Annotated in this window: 22 protein-coding genes; 11 read left to right on the forward strand and 11 right to left on the reverse strand. The window is 66.9% G+C overall.

Annotated elements, in window-relative coordinates:
• Positions 1 to 37 precede the first annotated feature (37 nt).
• Positions 38 to 376, reverse strand: coding sequence for a hypothetical protein (locus ABT061_RS25225; protein ID WP_350922185.1), 339 nt, complete (start codon positions 374 to 376; stop codon positions 38 to 40).
• Between the two features lie 35 nt (positions 377 to 411).
• Here ABT061_RS25225 and ABT061_RS25230 point away from each other — a divergent pair, with 35 nt between their 5' ends.
• Entirely contained in the window at positions 412 to 732 is a 321-nt protein-coding gene (locus ABT061_RS25230) for a hypothetical protein (RefSeq protein ID WP_350922188.1), read from the forward strand.
• A gap of 175 nt (positions 733 to 907) precedes the next feature.
• On the opposite strand, the gene ABT061_RS25235 is transcribed toward ABT061_RS25230, so the two are convergent.
• The 9 genes from ABT061_RS25235 to ABT061_RS25275 all read right to left on the reverse strand — a co-directional run bounded on the left by ABT061_RS25235 (position 908) and on the right by ABT061_RS25275 (position 10,288).
• Entirely contained in the window at positions 908 to 1,963 is a 1,056-nt protein-coding gene (locus tag ABT061_RS25235; RefSeq protein ID WP_350922189.1) for a WD40 repeat domain-containing protein, read from the reverse strand.
• 315 nt (positions 1,964 to 2,278) lie between these two features.
• Positions 2,279 to 3,172, reverse strand: coding sequence for a recombinase family protein (locus ABT061_RS25240; protein WP_350922192.1), 894 nt, complete (start codon positions 3,170 to 3,172; stop codon positions 2,279 to 2,281).
• A 276-nt stretch (positions 3,173 to 3,448) separates the two neighbouring features.
• The gene (locus tag ABT061_RS25245) at positions 3,449 to 4,090 is read right to left on the reverse strand and encodes an FMN-dependent NADH-azoreductase (RefSeq protein WP_350922194.1); all 642 of its coding nucleotides are present in this window, start codon (positions 4,088 to 4,090) and stop codon (positions 3,449 to 3,451) included.
• Positions 4,091 to 4,147: 57 nt separating this feature from the next.
• Positions 4,148 to 5,056: a MerR family transcriptional regulator gene (locus ABT061_RS25250; RefSeq protein ID WP_350922196.1), complete on the reverse strand. Its 909-nt coding sequence runs from the start codon at positions 5,054 to 5,056 to the stop codon at positions 4,148 to 4,150.
• A 267-nt stretch (positions 5,057 to 5,323) separates the two neighbouring features.
• Positions 5,324 to 6,682 carry a Tn3 family transposase gene (locus ABT061_RS25255; protein WP_350922199.1) on the reverse strand — a complete coding sequence of 453 codons (1,359 nt, stop codon included), beginning with the start codon at positions 6,680 to 6,682 and terminating at the stop codon, positions 5,324 to 5,326.
• On the reverse strand, positions 6,634 to 7,734 hold the full coding sequence (locus ABT061_RS25260; protein WP_350922201.1) for a GNAT family N-acetyltransferase: 1,101 nt from the start codon (positions 7,732 to 7,734) through the stop codon (positions 6,634 to 6,636). Before ABT061_RS25260 ends, ABT061_RS25255 begins: the two co-directional genes overlap by 49 nt.
• Before the next feature lie 231 nt (positions 7,735 to 7,965).
• Positions 7,966 to 9,177, reverse strand: a complete 1,212-nt coding sequence (locus tag ABT061_RS25265) for an MFS transporter (protein ID WP_350922202.1) — start codon at positions 9,175 to 9,177, stop codon at positions 7,966 to 7,968.
• Positions 9,178 to 9,235: 58 nt separating this feature from the next.
• Positions 9,236 to 9,583: an IS3 family transposase gene (locus ABT061_RS48400; RefSeq protein ID WP_502991474.1), complete on the reverse strand. Its 348-nt coding sequence runs from the start codon at positions 9,581 to 9,583 to the stop codon at positions 9,236 to 9,238.
• A 105-nt stretch (positions 9,584 to 9,688) separates the two neighbouring features.
• Positions 9,689 to 10,288, reverse strand: coding sequence for a helix-turn-helix domain-containing protein (locus ABT061_RS25275; RefSeq protein WP_350922205.1), 600 nt, complete (start codon positions 10,286 to 10,288; stop codon positions 9,689 to 9,691).
• A gap of 91 nt (positions 10,289 to 10,379) precedes the next feature.
• Here ABT061_RS25275 and ABT061_RS25280 point away from each other — a divergent pair, with 91 nt between their 5' ends.
• From ABT061_RS25280 to ABT061_RS25310, 6 genes are all read left to right on the forward strand, one after another.
• Positions 10,380 to 11,390, forward strand: coding sequence for an NAD(P)/FAD-dependent oxidoreductase (locus ABT061_RS25280; RefSeq protein WP_350922207.1), 1,011 nt, complete (start codon positions 10,380 to 10,382; stop codon positions 11,388 to 11,390).
• A 69-nt stretch (positions 11,391 to 11,459) separates the two neighbouring features.
• On the forward strand, positions 11,460 to 11,798 hold the full coding sequence (trxA, locus tag ABT061_RS25285; protein ID WP_350922209.1) for a thioredoxin: 339 nt from the start codon (positions 11,460 to 11,462) through the stop codon (positions 11,796 to 11,798).
• A gap of 363 nt (positions 11,799 to 12,161) precedes the next feature.
• Complete coding sequence (locus ABT061_RS25295; RefSeq protein ID WP_350922212.1) at positions 12,162 to 12,455, forward strand: IclR family transcriptional regulator domain-containing protein; 294 nt, start codon at positions 12,162 to 12,164, stop codon at positions 12,453 to 12,455.
• 746 nt (positions 12,456 to 13,201) lie between these two features.
• The gene (locus tag ABT061_RS25300; protein WP_350922213.1) at positions 13,202 to 13,348 is read left to right on the forward strand and encodes a hypothetical protein; all 147 of its coding nucleotides are present in this window, start codon (positions 13,202 to 13,204) and stop codon (positions 13,346 to 13,348) included.
• A 55-nt stretch (positions 13,349 to 13,403) separates the two neighbouring features.
• Entirely contained in the window at positions 13,404 to 14,039 is a 636-nt protein-coding gene (locus ABT061_RS25305) for a TetR/AcrR family transcriptional regulator (protein WP_350922215.1), read from the forward strand.
• 135 nt (positions 14,040 to 14,174) lie between these two features.
• On the forward strand, positions 14,175 to 15,563 hold the full coding sequence (locus ABT061_RS25310) for an MFS transporter (protein WP_350922218.1): 1,389 nt from the start codon (positions 14,175 to 14,177) through the stop codon (positions 15,561 to 15,563).
• A 556-nt stretch (positions 15,564 to 16,119) separates the two neighbouring features.
• Here ABT061_RS25310 and ABT061_RS25315 read toward each other — a convergent pair.
• Positions 16,120 to 16,428 carry a hypothetical protein gene (locus ABT061_RS25315; protein ID WP_350922220.1) on the reverse strand — a complete coding sequence of 103 codons (309 nt, stop codon included), beginning with the start codon at positions 16,426 to 16,428 and terminating at the stop codon, positions 16,120 to 16,122.
• Positions 16,429 to 16,615: 187 nt separating this feature from the next.
• On the opposite strand from ABT061_RS25315, the gene rpmG reads away from it, so the two are divergent.
• From rpmG to rpsN, 4 genes are read left to right on the forward strand one after another with little or no spacing between them, the layout of a single operon-like run.
• Entirely contained in the window at positions 16,616 to 16,780 is a 165-nt protein-coding gene (rpmG, locus tag ABT061_RS25320) for a 50S ribosomal protein L33 (RefSeq protein ID WP_350922222.1), read from the forward strand.
• 4 nt (positions 16,781 to 16,784) lie between these two features.
• Positions 16,785 to 17,030, forward strand: a complete 246-nt coding sequence (locus tag ABT061_RS25325; protein ID WP_326639960.1) for a type B 50S ribosomal protein L31 — start codon at positions 16,785 to 16,787, stop codon at positions 17,028 to 17,030.
• Positions 17,031 to 17,057: 27 nt separating this feature from the next.
• Positions 17,058 to 17,294, forward strand: a complete 237-nt coding sequence (gene rpmB, locus ABT061_RS25330; RefSeq protein ID WP_326639958.1) for a 50S ribosomal protein L28 — start codon at positions 17,058 to 17,060, stop codon at positions 17,292 to 17,294.
• Positions 17,294 to 17,593, forward strand: a complete 300-nt coding sequence (gene rpsN / locus ABT061_RS25335; protein WP_350922225.1) for a 30S ribosomal protein S14 — start codon at positions 17,294 to 17,296, stop codon at positions 17,591 to 17,593. Before rpmB ends, rpsN begins: the two co-directional genes overlap by 1 nt.
• Positions 17,594 to 17,599: the final 6 nt, after the last annotated feature.

Genomic DNA, 17,599 nt, shown 5'->3' on the forward strand with positions numbered 1-17,599 from the left:
CGTTCGGCGTTCCCGGTCCCGGCAGCAAGATAGGCAATCAGGTCACCTGATCGCGGTCGGTGGCCTCCGAGGAGGCGGCCGGATCGGGCCGGTTCGGCGAATCGCCCGGAGAGAGCGCCCCCGAATTCGCGCACTGAACAACATGACCGTCGAGTTCCCTGACAGCACCGGTCCGCTCACCGCGCTGCTGGACGCCTGCGTTCACTTCGCCACCCACGTGAACCTGCTCGCCGACCAGCTCCGCGATGTGGAGCTGACCGACGACGACGCCGAACGCCTCAGCGACGCGGCCACCCGCGCCTTCACCGCGGTCGCGCTGGCCACCTCGCTGACCGTCGGCCTGGAGCGCGAGGCCGACGACGGCGAATGCCCGCACTACAACGTGCTCACCGATGCAGAGTGGGCCCGCCTGTGGCTGACGAGACGGCAGCACACGACCGCAGCGCCGTCTACCAATGCGAGCTACAGGCCGATCACCCGGGCTCGCATATGTCGCTGGCCCAGTCCTTCGACGACCGTAACGTTTGGCTGCGCTGGGCCGACCGCGTCCGGGAGCTGGTCGAACTGCTGCCCTGTCCGGCCAGTGACGGCGACCTCGACGATCCCGAGGGGTGCCTGTTGTTCCGCGGCCATCCCGGCGAGCACACCTTCACCCCTGGAGTGGTCACCTACGGCCGCGAGGCCTCACCAAAGATGCAGCGCAGGCTGGACGACCTTCTGGCCGCGGAGTAGCCCCAACTCGACCGAGGAGTTTTGAGAGGGGTCCTACGCGCGGGCGCGCGAGGTCTACCGGTCGCAGAAGTCCAGTTCCGTGACCCTCCGGCGGATCAGCCGGTCCCCAACCGGCCTTCGGGGAGGATCGGACCGGGGTTTAGCGGTAGGGCTGAAGCGGTGATGATCTACTGGGTCAGCGGGTCGGCCACAACTTCGCGCTGTTGTCGGCGCTGGCGGTGGCGAGGGTTTCGCCGTCCGGGCTGAACGCCACCGACCAGACCTCGTCGGTGTGGCCGGTGAGGGTGGCGACGGTCTTCCGGCTCGCGACGTCCCACAACCTCACGCTGTTGTCGGTGCTGGCGGTGGCGAGGGTTTCGCCGTCCGGGCTGAACGCCACCGAGGAGACGCCGTTGGTGTGGTCGGTGAGGGTGGCAACGATGTTGAGGCCGGCCACGTCCCACAACTTCACGCTGTTGTCGTCGCTGCCGGTGGCGAGGGTTTTGCCGTCTGGGCTGAACGCCACCGAGAAGACGCTTTCGGTGTGGCCGGCGAGGGTGGCGACGGTCTTCCGGCTCGCGACGTCCCACAACTTCACGCTGTTGTCGGCGCTGGCGGTGGCGAGGGTTTCGCCGTCCGGGCTGAACGCCACCGAGAAGACCCAGTCGAGGTGGTCGAGGGTGGCGATGGTTTTGCGGCCGGCCACGTCCCACAACCTCACGCTGTTGTCGGTGCTGCCGGTGGCGAGGGTTTCGCCGTCCGGGCTGAACGCCACCGAGCGGACCTCGCGGGTGTGGCCGGTGAGGGTGGCGACGGTGTCGCGGCCAGCCACGTCCCACAACCGCACCGTTCCTACGACTCCTTCGACGTTGTTGTCGTCGCTGCCGGTGGCGAGGAGTTTGCCGTCCGGGCTGAACGCCACCGAGCGGACCCAGCCGGTGTAGCCGGTGAGGGTGGCAACGGTTTTGCGGCCGGCCACGTCCCACAACCGCACCGTGCCGTCGAAGCTGGTGGTGGCGAGGGTTTCGCCGTCCGGGCTGAAGGCCACCGCGGCGACCGGCCTGGTATGGCCGGTGAGAGTGGCGCTCGGTGTGAGGTCGGGGGTGCTCTGTGTGGGGTCGAAGGTGATCGGTATGACGGTGGTGCAGGCGGCCGTGGTCGGTACGCCGATGACGGCTAGGGCGCCGAGCCCGCCCAGGAGCAGGGTCCGGCGAGATAGTGAGCGGCGCTGCCGCGGAGGAGTCGTATTCACACCTGTAGGTGTAGAAGATCAGGCTTGAGATCGACTTGGAGGTCTCTGCGTCGCCTTCTGCCCGCCCGGGCCGAGCGGCTCCGGAGCGCGGCCGCGCCGGGCGGGCCCGGCATTACCGCCGGGACCTCGATGCGCGCCCCGGAAAACCCGGCCGTACCGGCCGGTAACTTGGGGTCCCAGTAGCAACGAAGAAATTTTCAACGAAGTTGCGTCTGACCTGCGATAACGTGGGAGCCTCCGACTGGCGTCTCGGTTTGATAACGGTGTTGGATTATGACGCCAAGAACAGTTCGCGGCTCGTGTACCGGCCAGGGACTACGGCCGTTGCTTCGCATCGTCGGCTCCGGCGCCCAGCTCGGTGATGCTGGAGTCGTGGTCGCGGAGCATGCGCATGACGGTGGCCGGGGAGGGGTGCCGGCCCCTCTTGGCGCCCTGGGTGATGACCAGGCGGGCGGCGATCTCGCGGAGGCTGAGGTCTTGGTCGCGCAGATGCAGTGCCATGGACAGCATGGCCTCATCGGTGACGGCGGCGCCGCCGATGGCCTTGCCGTTCTTGCGGGCGGACTCGTGGCCTTCCAGGGTGCGGTCGCGGATGTATTCGCGTTCCATCCCGGACAGGGCAGCGAGCACGGTGAACACCACGCCGGACGGATCGTGGCTGCCTTGCAGTTCGCCGGTGAGGAACTCCAGGCCGACGTCGCAGGCGCGCAGCTGTTCGGCGAGCTCGGCCAGGGCCAGGCCGCGGCCGAGCCGCTTGTGCTCGTGGACGACCAGGGTGACCGCGACGCCGGAGGCGCGCATCTCCCGGGCCAGGGTGACGGCCCGCTCGAGTTCGGGGCGCCGCGTGGCGCGGGTAGAGATCTTCTCGGAGAAGATCCGGGTGACTCCGGCGGTCTGGAGGGAGTCGAGCTGGGTCTGCAGCGACTGGCGTATCGTTGAGGCGCGGGCGTAGCCGATCTTGGCGTGTCCGGACGTCCGGGGGCCGGCGGTGGGTCGGGGTAGTTCCACCCATGCGGTGCCGGGTTTGCGCAGTGCCGGGGTCGGCACGTTGAGTACCTTGGCCAGGGACGGCACGAGCCGGAACCGGGCGGTGTGGTACTGGGCGGCCACCTTGCCCCGGCCGGTGCGGCAGGGCGATCCGGCCGGGGCGGCGCAGGAGGACATCGGGCAGTCGAAGGCTTCCACGCGGGAGAAGTCGTCGTCGCTCACCCCACGATCGTTTCATGGATGCGTTTCAAAGCTCCAGGGATTTGAAACGACTCATGGAACATGATCGGGGCGGGAACGCCCTGGGCGGCCGGACGCCGGGCCGCTGTTTCATAGGCGACCGTTTACGAAACGGCCGCGAGCCGCTCCGCGCCATCACTATCCGTGAAAGTGATTACAAAGCGCTACTTTGGGCTGGTGACCGACTCGAGCGGGGGCCTACGTGATTGACCTCCTGGACCGGGCCACGGCTTTCGTCGGATCCCGGAGAACGCGTCCTCAGCCGGCCAGGACCAGCTTGCGCACGTTGTTGGCGGCCTCCTCACGGGAGGTGTCGGCAATCGGCTTGAACTGCTCCAGCGCGGGGACAGAGTGCGCGAGCGTCATCTCGACATGGACGAACTCGAGGTTGCGGTCCAGACCGATCTGCTCCAGCAGGGCTCGCAGATAGGGCATCTGAAAGTCGTAGCGCTCGCGAGGGGTGCCCGGGCCGTACGCGCCCCCCCGGGCGATCACCACGATCGTTCGCTTCCCGGTCAGCAGGCCCTCGCTCATCGGCTCCTGAATCATGTGTTCCTGGACCGTGACCCGGTCGAACCACGTTTTCAGCACTGACGGGATCGAGTAGTTGTACATGGGCACACCGAGCACGATGGTGTCGGCCGCGCGGAGCTCCTTGATCAGCGGCTCGGAGACGGACCAGGCACGGCGCTGGTCCTCGTTCAGCTCCTCCTGGAGCAGCAGGCCGGCGACCACCGAAGCCTCGTCGACGTGGGGGATCGGCGAGGCGCCGAGATCCCGGTACACGTACGTGTGATCGGGGTTGGCCTGGCGCCATTCCTCGGCGAAGATCCCGGTGATCTCCCTGGTCACCGAGCCGTCCTGGCGCATGCTGCAGTCGATGTGGAGCAAGGTCGGCATAGTTGTCCCTCTATGGGTGCGGTGAAGGATACGGGGTCGGAAGGTGCGGGGGATGGATCAGCGGTGGGCGCGCAGTGCGGCCAGCAGCCATGCGAAGGCCGGGACCGCCGGTGGGGATGGCTGCTGGCCCTTGAGGAGGCTCAGGAGCTGCCAGTACCGCTCAACTCGGGGCTCGGCGACCATGTCCAGCCACGTGATCAGGGCGGCGGTCTCCTCTGCGGGAAGGTCGCCGGGGATGATCCGCTTCAGGATCAGGCTCGCCCCGGCCGACTCCGGCGCGATGCCGCGCGACAGAGCGTCGCCTGCGTGCTCCAAGACCAGGGGCCGGAGGTTGAGGCCGTACTCCAGGCGGTTGTTCTCCTCGCCACTGAGGACCATTCGGCGGACCGTCTGCTGGAAGCTCTCCTCGCCCGCCAACTCGGCCAGTTCCACCCACGCGTCGATCTGTTCGGAGGTCGGGTCTTCCGGGAGATCGGATGGGAGGTCACGCATCCATCCCGCGACGAGCGTGGCGTCGTCATCGACGACGTCGGCGAACACACGGTCGACGAAGTCGTCGATGACCTGCTGGCGTTCCCGTGCCGAGAGTCGGGCTAGCGCGTTGATCAAGGCGATCTCCTTGGTAGAGCTGTCACGGTGGGCGAGTATGCGCAGGACGGACCGGCGAATCTTGAGGGTGCGGATCTCGGCATCGAGCGCTTTGACGTGCAGGTCCGCCACTTCGCTCAGCATGGCGCGCTTCTCCAGCACCTGCTGAATGGCATCAAGACCGAGCCCGAGATCGCGAAGCGTCCGGACCAGGTCCAGCCGCACGACCGCCTCCGCGTCATAGAGCCGGTACCCGCCCTCCGATCTCTGGACCGGAGGGACGACGCCGCTATCGGACCAAAAGCGGATCGTGCGCGCCTGCAGCCCCGTACGCTGGGCCAACTGCCCGATCGTGTAAAGACCCGTCACGTCGTTCATGGCTTGAATCTGCACCTTCCATCTGGTGGAACCTCAAGCGATTTGTTAGAAATTCTCGCCGTGGAGCAGCCGTTGACGGGGCGCGGACCGAGTACAACATCCGCCGCAGCTACGGCCCCGAGAAGGAAGCCCTCGGTGCGCTAGCCATCGAGATCGAACTCACCGTTCCCGCCCCGCCCGCGCCGAGCCCACCAACCCACTGGGTCCCGCCCTCACCCGGCTTGTCTGGGGGAGGAAGGGACCCTCGCCTTTCTCAGGGACTTCAGTTCACGGGGTCAACCCCAGCTCCCGCAGTTGGGCGGGCCGCAGCGGTCGCCAGCCGCTGGTGTCGAGCTTGGCAAGTTCCGCCTCGACGTCGACGTTGATGACGCCGAAAAAGTTGATGTTGTCGCTGTGCCCGGGCGAGATGTGCGACAGGATCTCGTCGCTCACCTCCCTGCCCTGGGAGCGCAGCTCCAGCACCGCTCTGGAATAATATTCCGTCGTCCAGGCGACCACCGCGTTGGTCAGCAGGGTCAGGCACCACGCCTGCTCGGTCTGCTGCTCCAGATGCGGGCGCGTGATCGTCCCCTGCTGGGCGTAGTGCAGGTCGCGGCGTAATGCGTGCAGGCTCTCTCCCTTGTTGAGCTGACGGGAGATTTTCCGCCGGAAGGCCGGGTCCGACAGGTATTTGGCCAGGTGCACGGTCCTTCGCAGCATTCCCCACTCCTTCAGCGCAGCGGCCAGGGTGTTCTGCCGGGAGGCGGCCGACCACTTACCCACGATCAGCGAGGCGGTGGCCTGCCCGTACTTCAGCGACCCGGCCATCCGCAGCAGGTCGGGCCAGCAGCCGGCGACCAGGTCCTCATTCCAGCGGGCGCCCAGCAGCGGCCCGGCGTGCGGGTAGCGCTTGGCGATCTCGGTCGGGGTCTCGTCTCGTACCAGGGTGACCCGGGTCAGATCCCGCAACCGCGGGGTCAGCGCCTTGCCGACCAGGTCGAACAGCGCAAAGTTGATCAACGTCGCTCCGTGACTGTCGGTCGCGTGCTCGGCGATCGGGAGGTCGGTGGCGTTGCCCAGGAAGTCGTCCAGGACGTAGTGCGCCTCTCGCGCGGTCGGCACGATGATCTTCGTGCCGTAGGTTGACCACTGATCGGAGACGTGGGTGTAGGTGGACAGCACCTGACCGCCGTGAATGACCATGGTCCTGCCGGTCAGAGTGTTGCCCCGGACGGGGAACCGCTGGCCGTCCGATGAGCTCATCGTGCCACCGCCGAACACCTTGGCCAGCTCCAGGCCGTAGTGGTGGTCAACGATGACCGTGTTGGCCTCGCGCAGTGTCTCCTCCCGCACGTACCATTCCATCGTCCAGGCCAGTACGTCGTAGGACACCCCGCAGGCCTCCGACATGCGGGCCAGGCCCAGGTTGGTGGACATCGCGATGAGCACCGCCAGGATGTTGCGCTTGGTCTCGGCCGACGTGCTCAGCTTGCGGCCGCCAGCGTGGGTGAAGCAGTCCAGGAACTTGGTGCGGGCGTCCAACTCGATCAGCAGGGAGGCGATCGGCGCGAACGGCAGCATCGCGGCCAGCTCGTCCTTCAGCGCCTTGGCCTCGGCCGGTACGTCCTCGGCCGACAGCGGCGGCACCACCAGAGGGCGTGCCGGGAGATCGCGCGCACGAGGCGTCGGGCGTGGCCCTTGCCCCGGTACGGCGGAAGCGTCAGCACGCCGAGGTCGGCCAGCGGCGCATCATTCCACGGGTACATGCTCGCCACGCACACCAGCCGCCCGTCTTCGAACGCCCCGTAGACCGCCCAGTGGTCCAGCTCGACGGATGCGTCGTCGAGATCCTGTTCCGATGCCGCTTCCTCGAACTGTCCGAACACGCCTGCGTCGGCCTCGGTGAGCGGGCGGATCGAGGGGTCGTCCGGTTCGCCGAACAACGTCTCCCGGGCCTCGTCGGTGAAGTAGAACAGGTTGTCGGCTCCGTGCAGAGAGATGCCGGACTTCTCCAGACGCTGCCGGAAGCCCGCCTCGTCGACCGGCTGTCCGTCTTCCAGGCCCACTGCCTCGGCGACCGCCGGGGTGAGCAGAACGCGCGTCTTCCCATCGGTCGTCGTGAGGATGGTGAGCCGTTCGTCCTCGTCGAGGGCGGCGTCGGCAGTGACACTGAAGGCGCCGTCCTCGTGGAGGAGTCGACTCGTCGTGGAGGGGGTCAGCCAGAAGTCGATGATGGGGGAAGGGAACATGTCGGGTGCTTTGTCACAGGCCGCGAGATGCTGAAGCCCGCGGGCCTCCTGCCACGCCAGCAGCGCCCTGCCGATACCTTCACCTCGGCGGTCCAGGGCCACCGTTCCGTCGAGGTCGACCCAGACGATCGTCTCCTGGCTCACCGGGGCTACGGCCGAGCCGAAGGCGACGGCCCGCCCGGCGGCGTCGATGGCGATCACCGCGTCGCGCTCGGGGGCGAAGGCCGCGCTCCCGAACTCCTCCTCCAGCTCGTCCCTCATCACCAGCGAGCGCGGATGATCGATCTTGCCGGCGGCACGCTTGAGGTCGAGGATCAGGCCGATGTCGGCGGCGGTGACAGGTCTCCAGGTGAGCCCATCGCCGGCCGTGGGCAGCGCGATCGACGACGGAGCGGTCACCCGGTCGCGCAGTGCGCGGAGTTCGGGGCTGTGATGTGCTGTCCCGATCACGGGGGTCCTTTCTCAGCGCTGACGAAACCCGCTTCGGGACTGCTCGGCGGCGGCCAACAGGTGAGCGAGCGTGGGGGCTCGCATTCCGCAGGGAACTGCGCTGTGCGGTCGCCGTTCTCAGCCACACTCAGCCTGTGCAGATTTCGCTCGTTACTGATCCGACCGTATCGACTGAAAGCTGCGGAATGAACTGATTAATCGACGCGACACCCCGGCCCGCAGAGCTGCTGATCAGCTGTGCTCGCAATGATCGGGAGCGTGGACCGCAGGCGGCTCGGACTTGCGCAGTCGTGTGAACGGCACAGCTGAGGCAAGCGCGAGAGCGATCGCTCCCGCGAGCAGAAGGGCGAGCCAGGCGCCAGAATTGTCGATGACGATTCCAGTTACTGCGGACGCCAGCGATGCGCCGAGGTTCACGGAGGTGTTGATCCATGTCGACGCTTCCGTCCGACTGGTTTCCGGAACGATGGTGTCGGCGATGAGGTATCCGGTGATGAGAGCCGGAGCGAGGAACAGGCCGACGAGCGCGAGACCCGCGGCGAAGAGACCGAGCGTGTCCAGCTGGGACACGAGCACCGCAGCGAGCCCCATGCTGACGCACAGGGCGAACAGTCTCCTGCCAATTCCTGCCTTGAGGTTCAGCTGCCCATAGAGAAATCCTCCAAGAGCACTTCCACCGGCAAAGGCCGCCAGGAGCCAGCCCGAAGCTGCGACAGCACCACGTTGCGCGGCGACTGCCGGCGCTGCGATCTCCGCGACGCCGAGTACACCACCGACACCCAGGAGGACGATCAACACCCTTGCGAAACCTGGCTGGCGCAGCGGACGATCGCCTCGCGCGATGCCCCCTCCTGTTCCGCGCAGCGCACCCGACGACGTGCTGGACGTCATCGCTGCGGTGCCGAGGAAAACTGCTGCCGCGGTCCCCCAGAGGCCGATACTGGGAGAACTGGCCACGATGACCGCGGTGATGATGACGGGGCCAGCGACGAAGAGGAGCTCTTCGCATACCGCATCAATGCTGAATGCTTTTGTTCGCTGGTCACCGACCGTCGTGAGCGACGCCCAGATCATTCGCATCGCGGCCCCCAGGGGTGGTGCTGTCAGACCGACCACCGTGCTGAGAATGAGAAACCAGATAGCCGCAACTCCCTCAGCTTCCGCGATGAGCGCGAGGGCGATGAACCCTGAGGCTTGCCCTGAGGCCATCGTGGTGAGCGCGATTCGATGACCGAATCGATCGACGGCCCGGGCGCGCCATGGGGCGGCGATGACGTTGGCGATTCCAAACGCCGCTGTTGCGAAACCGGCTTGCGTATACGAACCCGTACTGTCCTGGACGGCGAGGAGGAGAGCAAGACCACCCATCGCGAGAGCGGACCGACCGATCAGGGCGGGGAGAAAGACGCGAAGCGCGCCAGGAAGGAGAAGCACTGCGAGCACGAAGAAGCTCCGATGATGTGCGACCGGCGTCATATGCGCGGCCGCCAAAGTCTGACGGCTATCGAGGTCCGGAGGGCAGGACAGACCGCACCCTCAACGGATCAGAACCTGGGCGGGAGAAACTCAGGACCGTCAGATGAACATCACAATGAGCACCGGGCAACCCTAGCAGGCCGAGGTGCGGCCCTCCCCCATTGCCTCCGGGGTGCCGGCCGACGCCGCCGAGTATGTGTCGTCGTTCATATTCGGCGGGGCTGAGTTGGCTGTTCGCGGAGTAGCGACGGCGTGGATTGTAGAAGCCCTCGATGTAGCCGAAGGCCGCTCGTTCGACTTCTGACCTGGTACGGAAGGTTCGCCGGTCGATCAGCTCGCACTCCGGCGAGGCGAAGAAGCTCTCAGTGATCACGTTATCGAAGCACGTCCTGCTCCTGCCCGTCGAGGAGCGAACTCCTGCCTGAGGTTCCCCACCGAGTCCGTAACGACCCCGGCTGACCCCAGTGTGGCCGTAGCGTCAGTGGGCGGGCTTGTCGCGGGGGCGGGGCCGAGCGCGTACGTGCATACGCTCGCCCTGGCGCCCCAAGAGGCTGAGGATCTCAACGGGCCCCTGGCCGGTGCTGCCGAACCAGTGCGGCAGCCGGGTGTCGAACTCTGCGACCTCGCCCGGGTCCAGAACCAGGTCATGATCGGCCAGGATCAGCCGCAGGCGTCCAGACAGGACGTATATCCACTCGTAGCCCTCGTGTGTACACGGCTCCGGCGCGGCCCTGGTCGCCGGAAGAACCATTTTGAAGGCCTGCAGCGGGCCAGGCTGCCGGGTCAGGGGCAGCACCACATTGCCGTTCACGTGCTTGGGCGTGAGGCGCACCCGGGGATCACCGACTTCGGGCGCACCGACCAGTTCGTCCAGCGGTACCTGATGAGCCTGGGAGATCGGGAGTAGGAGCTCCAGACCAGGCCGGCGCTCGCCAGACTCCAGACGGGACAGGGTGCTCTTGGAGATTCCCGTGGCCTCGGCCAGCGCGGTCAAGGTGACACCGCGCTCGGTACGCAGGCGTTTAAGGCGGGGGCCGACCTCGGCCAGGGCGGCGGCTACCGCAGACGGGTGTTCCATACCCTCATTCCACCGCACGTTTCCCAGAAACAGCAACAAACGTTGCCCATTCTTGAGTAGTGATTGCAGGCTGCGAGCGGAGGTGGTCGCCATGAGCGATACGAAGAACGCAGCAATGAACGATTCGGTGTACGACGTGGTGGTGGTCGGTGCCGGCGCCGCCGGTCTGAGCGCCGCTCTGGTGCTGGGCCGGGCCCGCCGCCGAGTGGCGGTGGTGGACGCCGGGACCCCGCGTAACGCCCCGGCCGCGCACATGCACGGTTTCCTGTCCCGCGACGGGATGCCGCCGGCAGCCCTGCTGGAGATCGGCCGGGCCGAGGTCGCCGAGTACGGCGTGGAGCTGATCGAGGGCCGAGTGGACCAAATCGACCCCGGCTTCCTCGTGCACCTGGCCGGCGGCCAGGCGCTCCGGGCCCGCCGAGTACTGGTGGCCACCGGGCTGCGCGACGAGCTGCCCGAGATCCCTGGGGTGCGCGAGCGGTGGGGCAGAGACCTGCTGCACTGCCCGTACTGCCACGGTTACGAGGTCCACAGCGAGCCGATCGGGGTTCTGGGCACCCACCCGGGTTCGGTGTCCCAGGCGCTGCTGCTGCAGAAGTGGTCGGCCGACATCGTCTTCTTCCCGAACAGCCTGAACCTGACCGCAGACGAGCGCGAGCGGCTGGCCGCACGCGGGGTGCGCGTCATCGAGGGCGTAATCAAGCGGCTGGTAGTGGACAAGGACCGGTTGCGCGGGGTCGAACTGGCCAAGGGCAGCGTGGTGCCCCGCAGCGCAGTGTTCATCTTCCCGCGCATGCTGCCCCATGACGCCCTGCTGACCGGCCTGGGCTGCGAGCGGAACGAGAACGGCTGGGTGACCACCGACCCCTCGGGCCGGACCAGCGTCTCGGGATTGTGGGCAGTGGGTAATGTCGCAGATCCGCGAGCACAGGTGATCGCCGCGGCAGGCATGGGATCGGTGGCCGCGATCGCCATCGACCACGATCTCGTGGACGAGGAGGTCACGCGGGACGTCGAGGACTACCGCACGGCGGAGGCTGAGTCCACGGTCTTCTTGCGACCGATCGCCCACGCCGTCTCCCTCGAAGGACACCGGGCATGAGACCCGGCCTCGCCACCACGACATGACGGCGAGAACGCAGCACTGCACTCGAACAAGGAGGTCTTCACCATGTCCGCAACACCCGTAGACAGCGTCACCGAGCAGACGTTCCCCGCCCGCGTACTGCAGGCGAAGCGGCCTGTCCTGATCCAGTTCTGGGCCCTGTGGTGCCACCCGTGCCGCATGGTCACCCCGATCGTGGAGGAACTGGCCGCCGAACACACGGACGCACTGGACGTGGTCAAAGTTGACATCGAAGAGAATCCCGGCCTGGCGGCTCGGCACGGGATCACCGCCGTTCCCGCCTTCGTCGTCTACGCCGACGGCGAGCCCAAGGGGTCGTGGGTCGGCGCCGAGCCCAAGCATGCCTTGGAGCAGAAGCTCTCCGTCTACCTGGGGCGCCGGTAGGAAGAATCGCTTCGAAGGGCCGGCGCCCGGGGGCCTCGGTCGGGAACCGAAACGGGCCGTCACCGGCGGGCGCGTCACCGCGCCCGCCGGCTCCTTCGCGTGGTCACCCGATCACCTGGCCAAAACCCCGGCTGGGTCTGCCGTGGCCCTCTCGATCTGCTCCTCTAACGTGAGAACTCATGAATCCGCCCGCACATGGAATCGGTACGCACCCGCCCACGGCGGTTGACCAGACCAGCCGCCGCCAGCCGATCCCCCTCGGCCATCCGATCACGAAACTCACTCAGCACCGAATGATCGAACCCGGCATCGGTCAGCTCCAGGCCCAAACAGTATTTCCAGTCGATCCGGCAACACGGTGGAGTGCACACAGGTGCTACGGGTGGGCAGCAGGGTGGTCGTACCTTGCCGGCGCACCTGACCTCAGCGGGCAAGGCTCTCCTTGCGGCCAGGCCGACGGACGAGATAACCGCACTCTACGAAGGAGACCCGGGGGTGGATCTTCCGCGGCTGCACCGCGAGCTCACCCTCGTCCGCAACCGGGGATTCGCGATCAACGATCAGCGCACGGAAGCAGGTCTCACCGCGATCGCTGTCATCGTCCGTGACCTCAAACGCGAGGCCCCGGTCGCCGCCGTCGCGGTCGCGATGCCCTAGTACACGCTTTCAGCGGGACCGCGTCCGCGATCACAGGCGCACCGGCCTGAGAGGCCGTATCCGGGACGGTTGAGGGGCATCCCCCGTGCGTGGGCGCGTCGACGAGAGGGGGCCCGAGTACATCGGCGGCTTCTGTTTGTTGAGAGGGGTCTTTAGGCGATTTGTATTTTTGTTGATCTTGAAACTGCCGAACGCCTTTACAATGTAGATTTCTAGAGGAGATTCGGCCCGGGCTGCCGGGACGGTCTCCCACAATGGGGCGCAACCCGAGCTTCGATCCGGTCCGCGCGGCGTTTGGGTCGACGACGAGAGTCCAGTTCCCCGACTCCTGGGGGCGTACAGGTTCGGCGGGCGGCGCCCTGCCGTGCTCGTCTCAGACGGCCACGATCACTCATCCGCCGACGACCGCGCGCATGATCGCGACCGGTCCGACGGTAATGGGCACGACCGCGCGCACGGCGGCCCCCGGGTCGCGTGGCTGCTGTGCCTGCCGGTGTTCGCGATCTTCCTGATCGCACCCCCCGCGCTGGGCTCGTTCGCCACTTCCCGAGACGACACCCCACCGCCCCGCGACCAGACCCTGAGCGCCTTCGCCCCGCTGGCCGGCGACGGCCAGCGGACATGCCGATCGGCGAGTTCATCGGCCGAGCCTGGGACGACGACAAGAAGTCCCTCATCGACCGTGAGGTCAAACTGACCGCTTCGTCTCCCCCGCGAAGAAGAAGGGGCAGTGGTACGTCACCCGCATGCAGATCGCCCGCTGCGCCGCGGACGCGTTCCCGCTGAAGGTCGCCGTCAGGGGGCTGCAGGCACTGCCCACCGAGGTCGTCTACCCCCAGCTCATCGGCAAGGGTCTCACGAGGATCGAGCCCCCCGACGAGCCGTACGAGTAGGCCTGCCGGTAAGGGCGGCCCCACCAGCCGCCATCTGTGACGTCCCCAGGGGTGAATGCTCGGCAAAGTGAAGCGGGCTGCAGGTGCGAGGCGTCCCGAGAAGGGGCTTGACTATGAAAAGAGTGAGTGGTTTATTACTCACATGATGATGACGAGTTCGCGTCGGCTGTCGACGGCGGAGGAGCGACGCCACACCGTCCTGCGCACGGCGATCAAAGCTTTCGCGGCACGTGGCTACTACGGCACCACCACGACCGAGGTTGCCAAGGCCGCCGGCATCTCGCAGGCGTATCTGTACCGGCTCTTTCCCGACAAGGAGGCGCTGTTCGTCGCGGTCGTGGACTACTGCTCGGCGCGGATCCGCGAATGCCATGCCGAGGGTGCGGCCTACGCCACCACGGCCGAGCCGGCTGCGGTGCTGGCCGCGATGACCGCCGCGTATACAGAACTGATCGCCGATCGCGATCTGCTCATGGTGCTTCTGCATGCCACGTGCGCGAGCAGCGAGCCGGCGATCCGGGAGGCGGTGCGGGCGTGTTATGCCAAGCAGGTCGAGTATGTGCGTGCGGCCTCGGGTGCCTCCGATGAGCAGATCCGCCGGTTCTTCGGTGACGGCTTGCTGGCAAATGTTCTCGTCGGCGTCGACGCGGCCGCTCTGGATGCGCGGTGGGCGCGCACCTTGCTCGGCTGAGTCGTCATCGGGTCGCATGTGAGCGGCCCGATTTCTTTTACCGAAAGAGTGAGTGATTAACCACTCTCTCTCGTGTTAGGAGGAAGAGATTTCATGCCTGGGTCCGGAAGATCGCGGGGCGGTCTGATATTGGCGTTGCTGGCCTTCGCCCAGTTCATCAGCGCCATCGACTACAACATCGTCTACGTGGCGCTGCCTGAGATCGGCCGCCAGATCGGGTTTTCCACGCAGACGCTGCAATGGGTGGTCAGCGCGTATGCCGTCGCGTTCGGCGGGTTCCTGCTCTTGGGCGGGCGGGCCGCCGATCTGCTGGGGCGGCGCCGGATGTTCGCTGTCGCGCTGGCCCTGTACGGCATCGCGTCCCTGGTCGGCGGACTGGCGGCCTCTCCCGCTCTGCTGATTGCGGCCAGGGCCGTGCAGGGACTCGGCGGTGCATTGCTGTTGCCGGCCACGCTGTCCCTGATCAATACCACGTTTGCCGAGGGGCCTGCGCGCAGCCGAGCCCTGGCGGTCTGGGGCGGTGCCGGGGGCGTGGGGCTTGCGCTCGGGTCTCTGCTGGGCGGTGTTCTCACCGATGCCCTCGGTTGGGAGTCGGTGTTCTTCGTCAACGTTCCGCTCGCCGCGGTCGCCGTTGTCGGGGCTTTTGTCCTGTTTCCGGGCGAACCTCGTGGTGACCGGCGCGGCGGTTTCGATCTTCCTGGCGCGCTCAGTGCCACGCTGGGGTCCACGCTGCTGGTTTTCGGGCTGGTTCAGGGGCCGGAGGCGGGATGGGGCAGCCCGATCATCGTGGGTACCTTGCTCACGTCAGTGGCGTTGCTTGGACTGTTCGTCGCGATCGAGGCTCGCTCCGCTGAGCCGCTGATGCCGCTGCGGCTGTTCACCAACCGCAGCCTCACCGCCGCCATGGCGGTCACGTTCATCTTCATGGGGACGTTCGGTGCGCAGTACTACATCCTGACCGTCTATCTCCAAGACCTACGTGGCTTCGACGCTCTGGCGACGGGCTTGGCGTTCTTGCCGGGGGGCCTCATGGCTCTGCTGGGTACCAAGGTGAGCGAACGGATGCTGATCCGGACAGGCACCCGTACCACACTGCTCACTGGCCTGGGGGTGGGGGCCGCCGGAATGATCGCATTCGGGCTGGCGATGTCCCCGCAGGGCGGCTATGCCGTGCTCTTGCCCGGCATCGTCATGATCAGTCTCGGGCAGGGCATCGCTTGGACGGCCATGTTCGTGGCCGCATCCACCGGTGTCGCACCGGAACGTCAAGGCATCGCCTCGGCGATGGCCTCTACCACTCAGCAGATCGGCAGCGCGGTCGGGTTGGCCGTCCTGGTCGCCGTCATCAACGCCGGGCCTGCTGGTGCCGCCACCACCGACGGACTACGCACCGCCGGCTTGCTGGCGGCCGCACTGACGCTCGTCGGCGCGGCGGTGGCCCTCACCCTGCGCAAGCCCCAAGCCTCAAGGCCAGCGCAACAGGTCGCTTCGACATCACCCGGTGACACACGCATCGGCAGCTGACAGCAGCTCATCATCACAGCCGGATATCTACGCTGTACGTATCAGTTCGAAGTGCCGAGTTGCCGGTTGGCATCGGCACTTCGCTGGTTTGCGAGACGAGACCGCCCCGGTACCTCCAGGATGGGGGCCGTTTCGGGGAAGGGAAGTGCCGCCTCCGGCTGTTCTCGGCCCGGAGGGCGCCACAGCTGAGGCGACAAGCACATGATCTCCGACCGAGTCAGCGCCGAACTCACGAGCCGGAACCCCGGACTGCCTGCCGCCACCAGCAGCGAACCGGCCACTCACATGAGCCAAAGCGGCTGGTGGGGCCAGCCTTACCGACAGGCCGAGTAACGCCAAAAAGCATGTACAAGCTCAGGTTCCCCTTCCCGAGCATGGTCGGCCACCAGGCAATACGACGTCATCAGGTCTTGGCGGACCATCCACAGATGCCGGTGATCCACCGCTGATTCGGGCCGGTCCGGGAAAAAGCCCGGTCGACCAGGTCAGTGGCGATCCGGTCGGACGTGGAACGACGCCACCCGGGCCGACCACTGACCTCGGCCGACCCAGCGCATCAACATTCCCACTGCCCCGTGCCCGACCGGCACACACTGGCCCAGGCACGGCCCGGCATGCACGGGGTGATCTCCATAGGTGCCATGGGGTTCCGGCAGACCTCGATGATCAGACCGGCCGGCAGGCGTGCCAGATCGTCCGGGGCGGGCCGCACCAGGCATAACAGCTCGGGACCGACCAAGACCTGCAGGACGCGGCAGCCCGTCTTGACCGGGACGCCCTCATCGGTGCGCGACGGGAAGGCCCCGTCGCGTATCGGACCGGCGTCGAGGCTGATCTCGCTCACGTTGTTGACGATCGCAGCCATGCGCAACCCGCAGGGTTACCCGGGAGGCGGTTGAGCAGCGTGGTCGTGCCCGCGTCCAGAAACCCGGACAGCACTGTCACGAGGAAGCGTGCGGCGAGATGGCGGATCGCCACCACCTCTCGTTTCGCAAATGAAAACGGTTATCGCTATCATGACACCATCGTCCCCCTTCCAGGAGTGAAGACGCTTGGCCAGAAACGACGTACGACCGGTGATCAAGCTGCGATCTACCGCGGGCACCGGCTACACCTACGTGACCCGCAAGAACCGTCGCAACGACCCCGACCGGCTCACCCTGTGCAAATACGACCCGGTCATCCGCCAGCACGTGCTGTTCCGAGAGGACCGCTGAAGCGATGAAAAAAGACATCCACCCCGACTACCACCCCGTGGTGTTCCGCGACCCGAGCGCGGGCTTCGCCTTCCTGACCCGCTCCACCATCACGAGTGGCAAGACGATCGAGTGGGAGGACGGCAACACCTACCCGCTCGTCGACGTCGACGTCTCCTCGGCCAGCCACCCCTTCTACACCGGCCGCAGTCGCGTCCTCGACACCGCGGGCCGGGTCGAGCGGTTCAACCAGCGCTACGGCAAGACCTGACCCCGCTCCCTTCGGGAAGGAAACCGCATGTCCGCCCACTGCCAGCTCACCGGCCTCAAGCCGGTGTTCGGCAACAACGTCTCCCACTCCCACCGGCGCACCCGCCGCCGCTGGAATCCCAACATCCAGCCACGGCGCTACTGGCTGCCCACCGAGGGTCGCTTCGTACGGCTGACGCTCAGCGCCAGAGCCGTCAAGACCATCGACAAGATCGGCATCGAGGCCGCCGTGGCCCGCATCCGCGCCCGGGGAGAACGCATCTGATGGCCAAGAAAAGCAAGATCGCAGCCAACGAGCGACGCAAACTCGTTGTCATCCGCTACGCGGAGCGCCGGGCCGAGCTCAAGGAGAGCATCCGCACCGGCTCCCCCGACGAGCGAGCCCAGGCCGTCCGCGAGCTGAGCCGCCAGCCGCGCGACGCCAGCGCCACCCGCGTGCGCAACCGCGACAGCACCGACGGCCGCCCCCGCGGACACCTGCGCAAGTTCGGGCTCTCCCGGATCCGCTTCCGCGAACTGGCCCACCGCGGCGAACTGCCCGGCGTCACCAAGTCCAGCTGGTAGGAGCAC

Source organism: Streptosporangium sp. NPDC002544, from assembly GCF_040295965.1.
Classification (GTDB): Bacteria; Actinomycetota; Actinomycetes; order Streptosporangiales; family Streptosporangiaceae; genus Streptosporangium.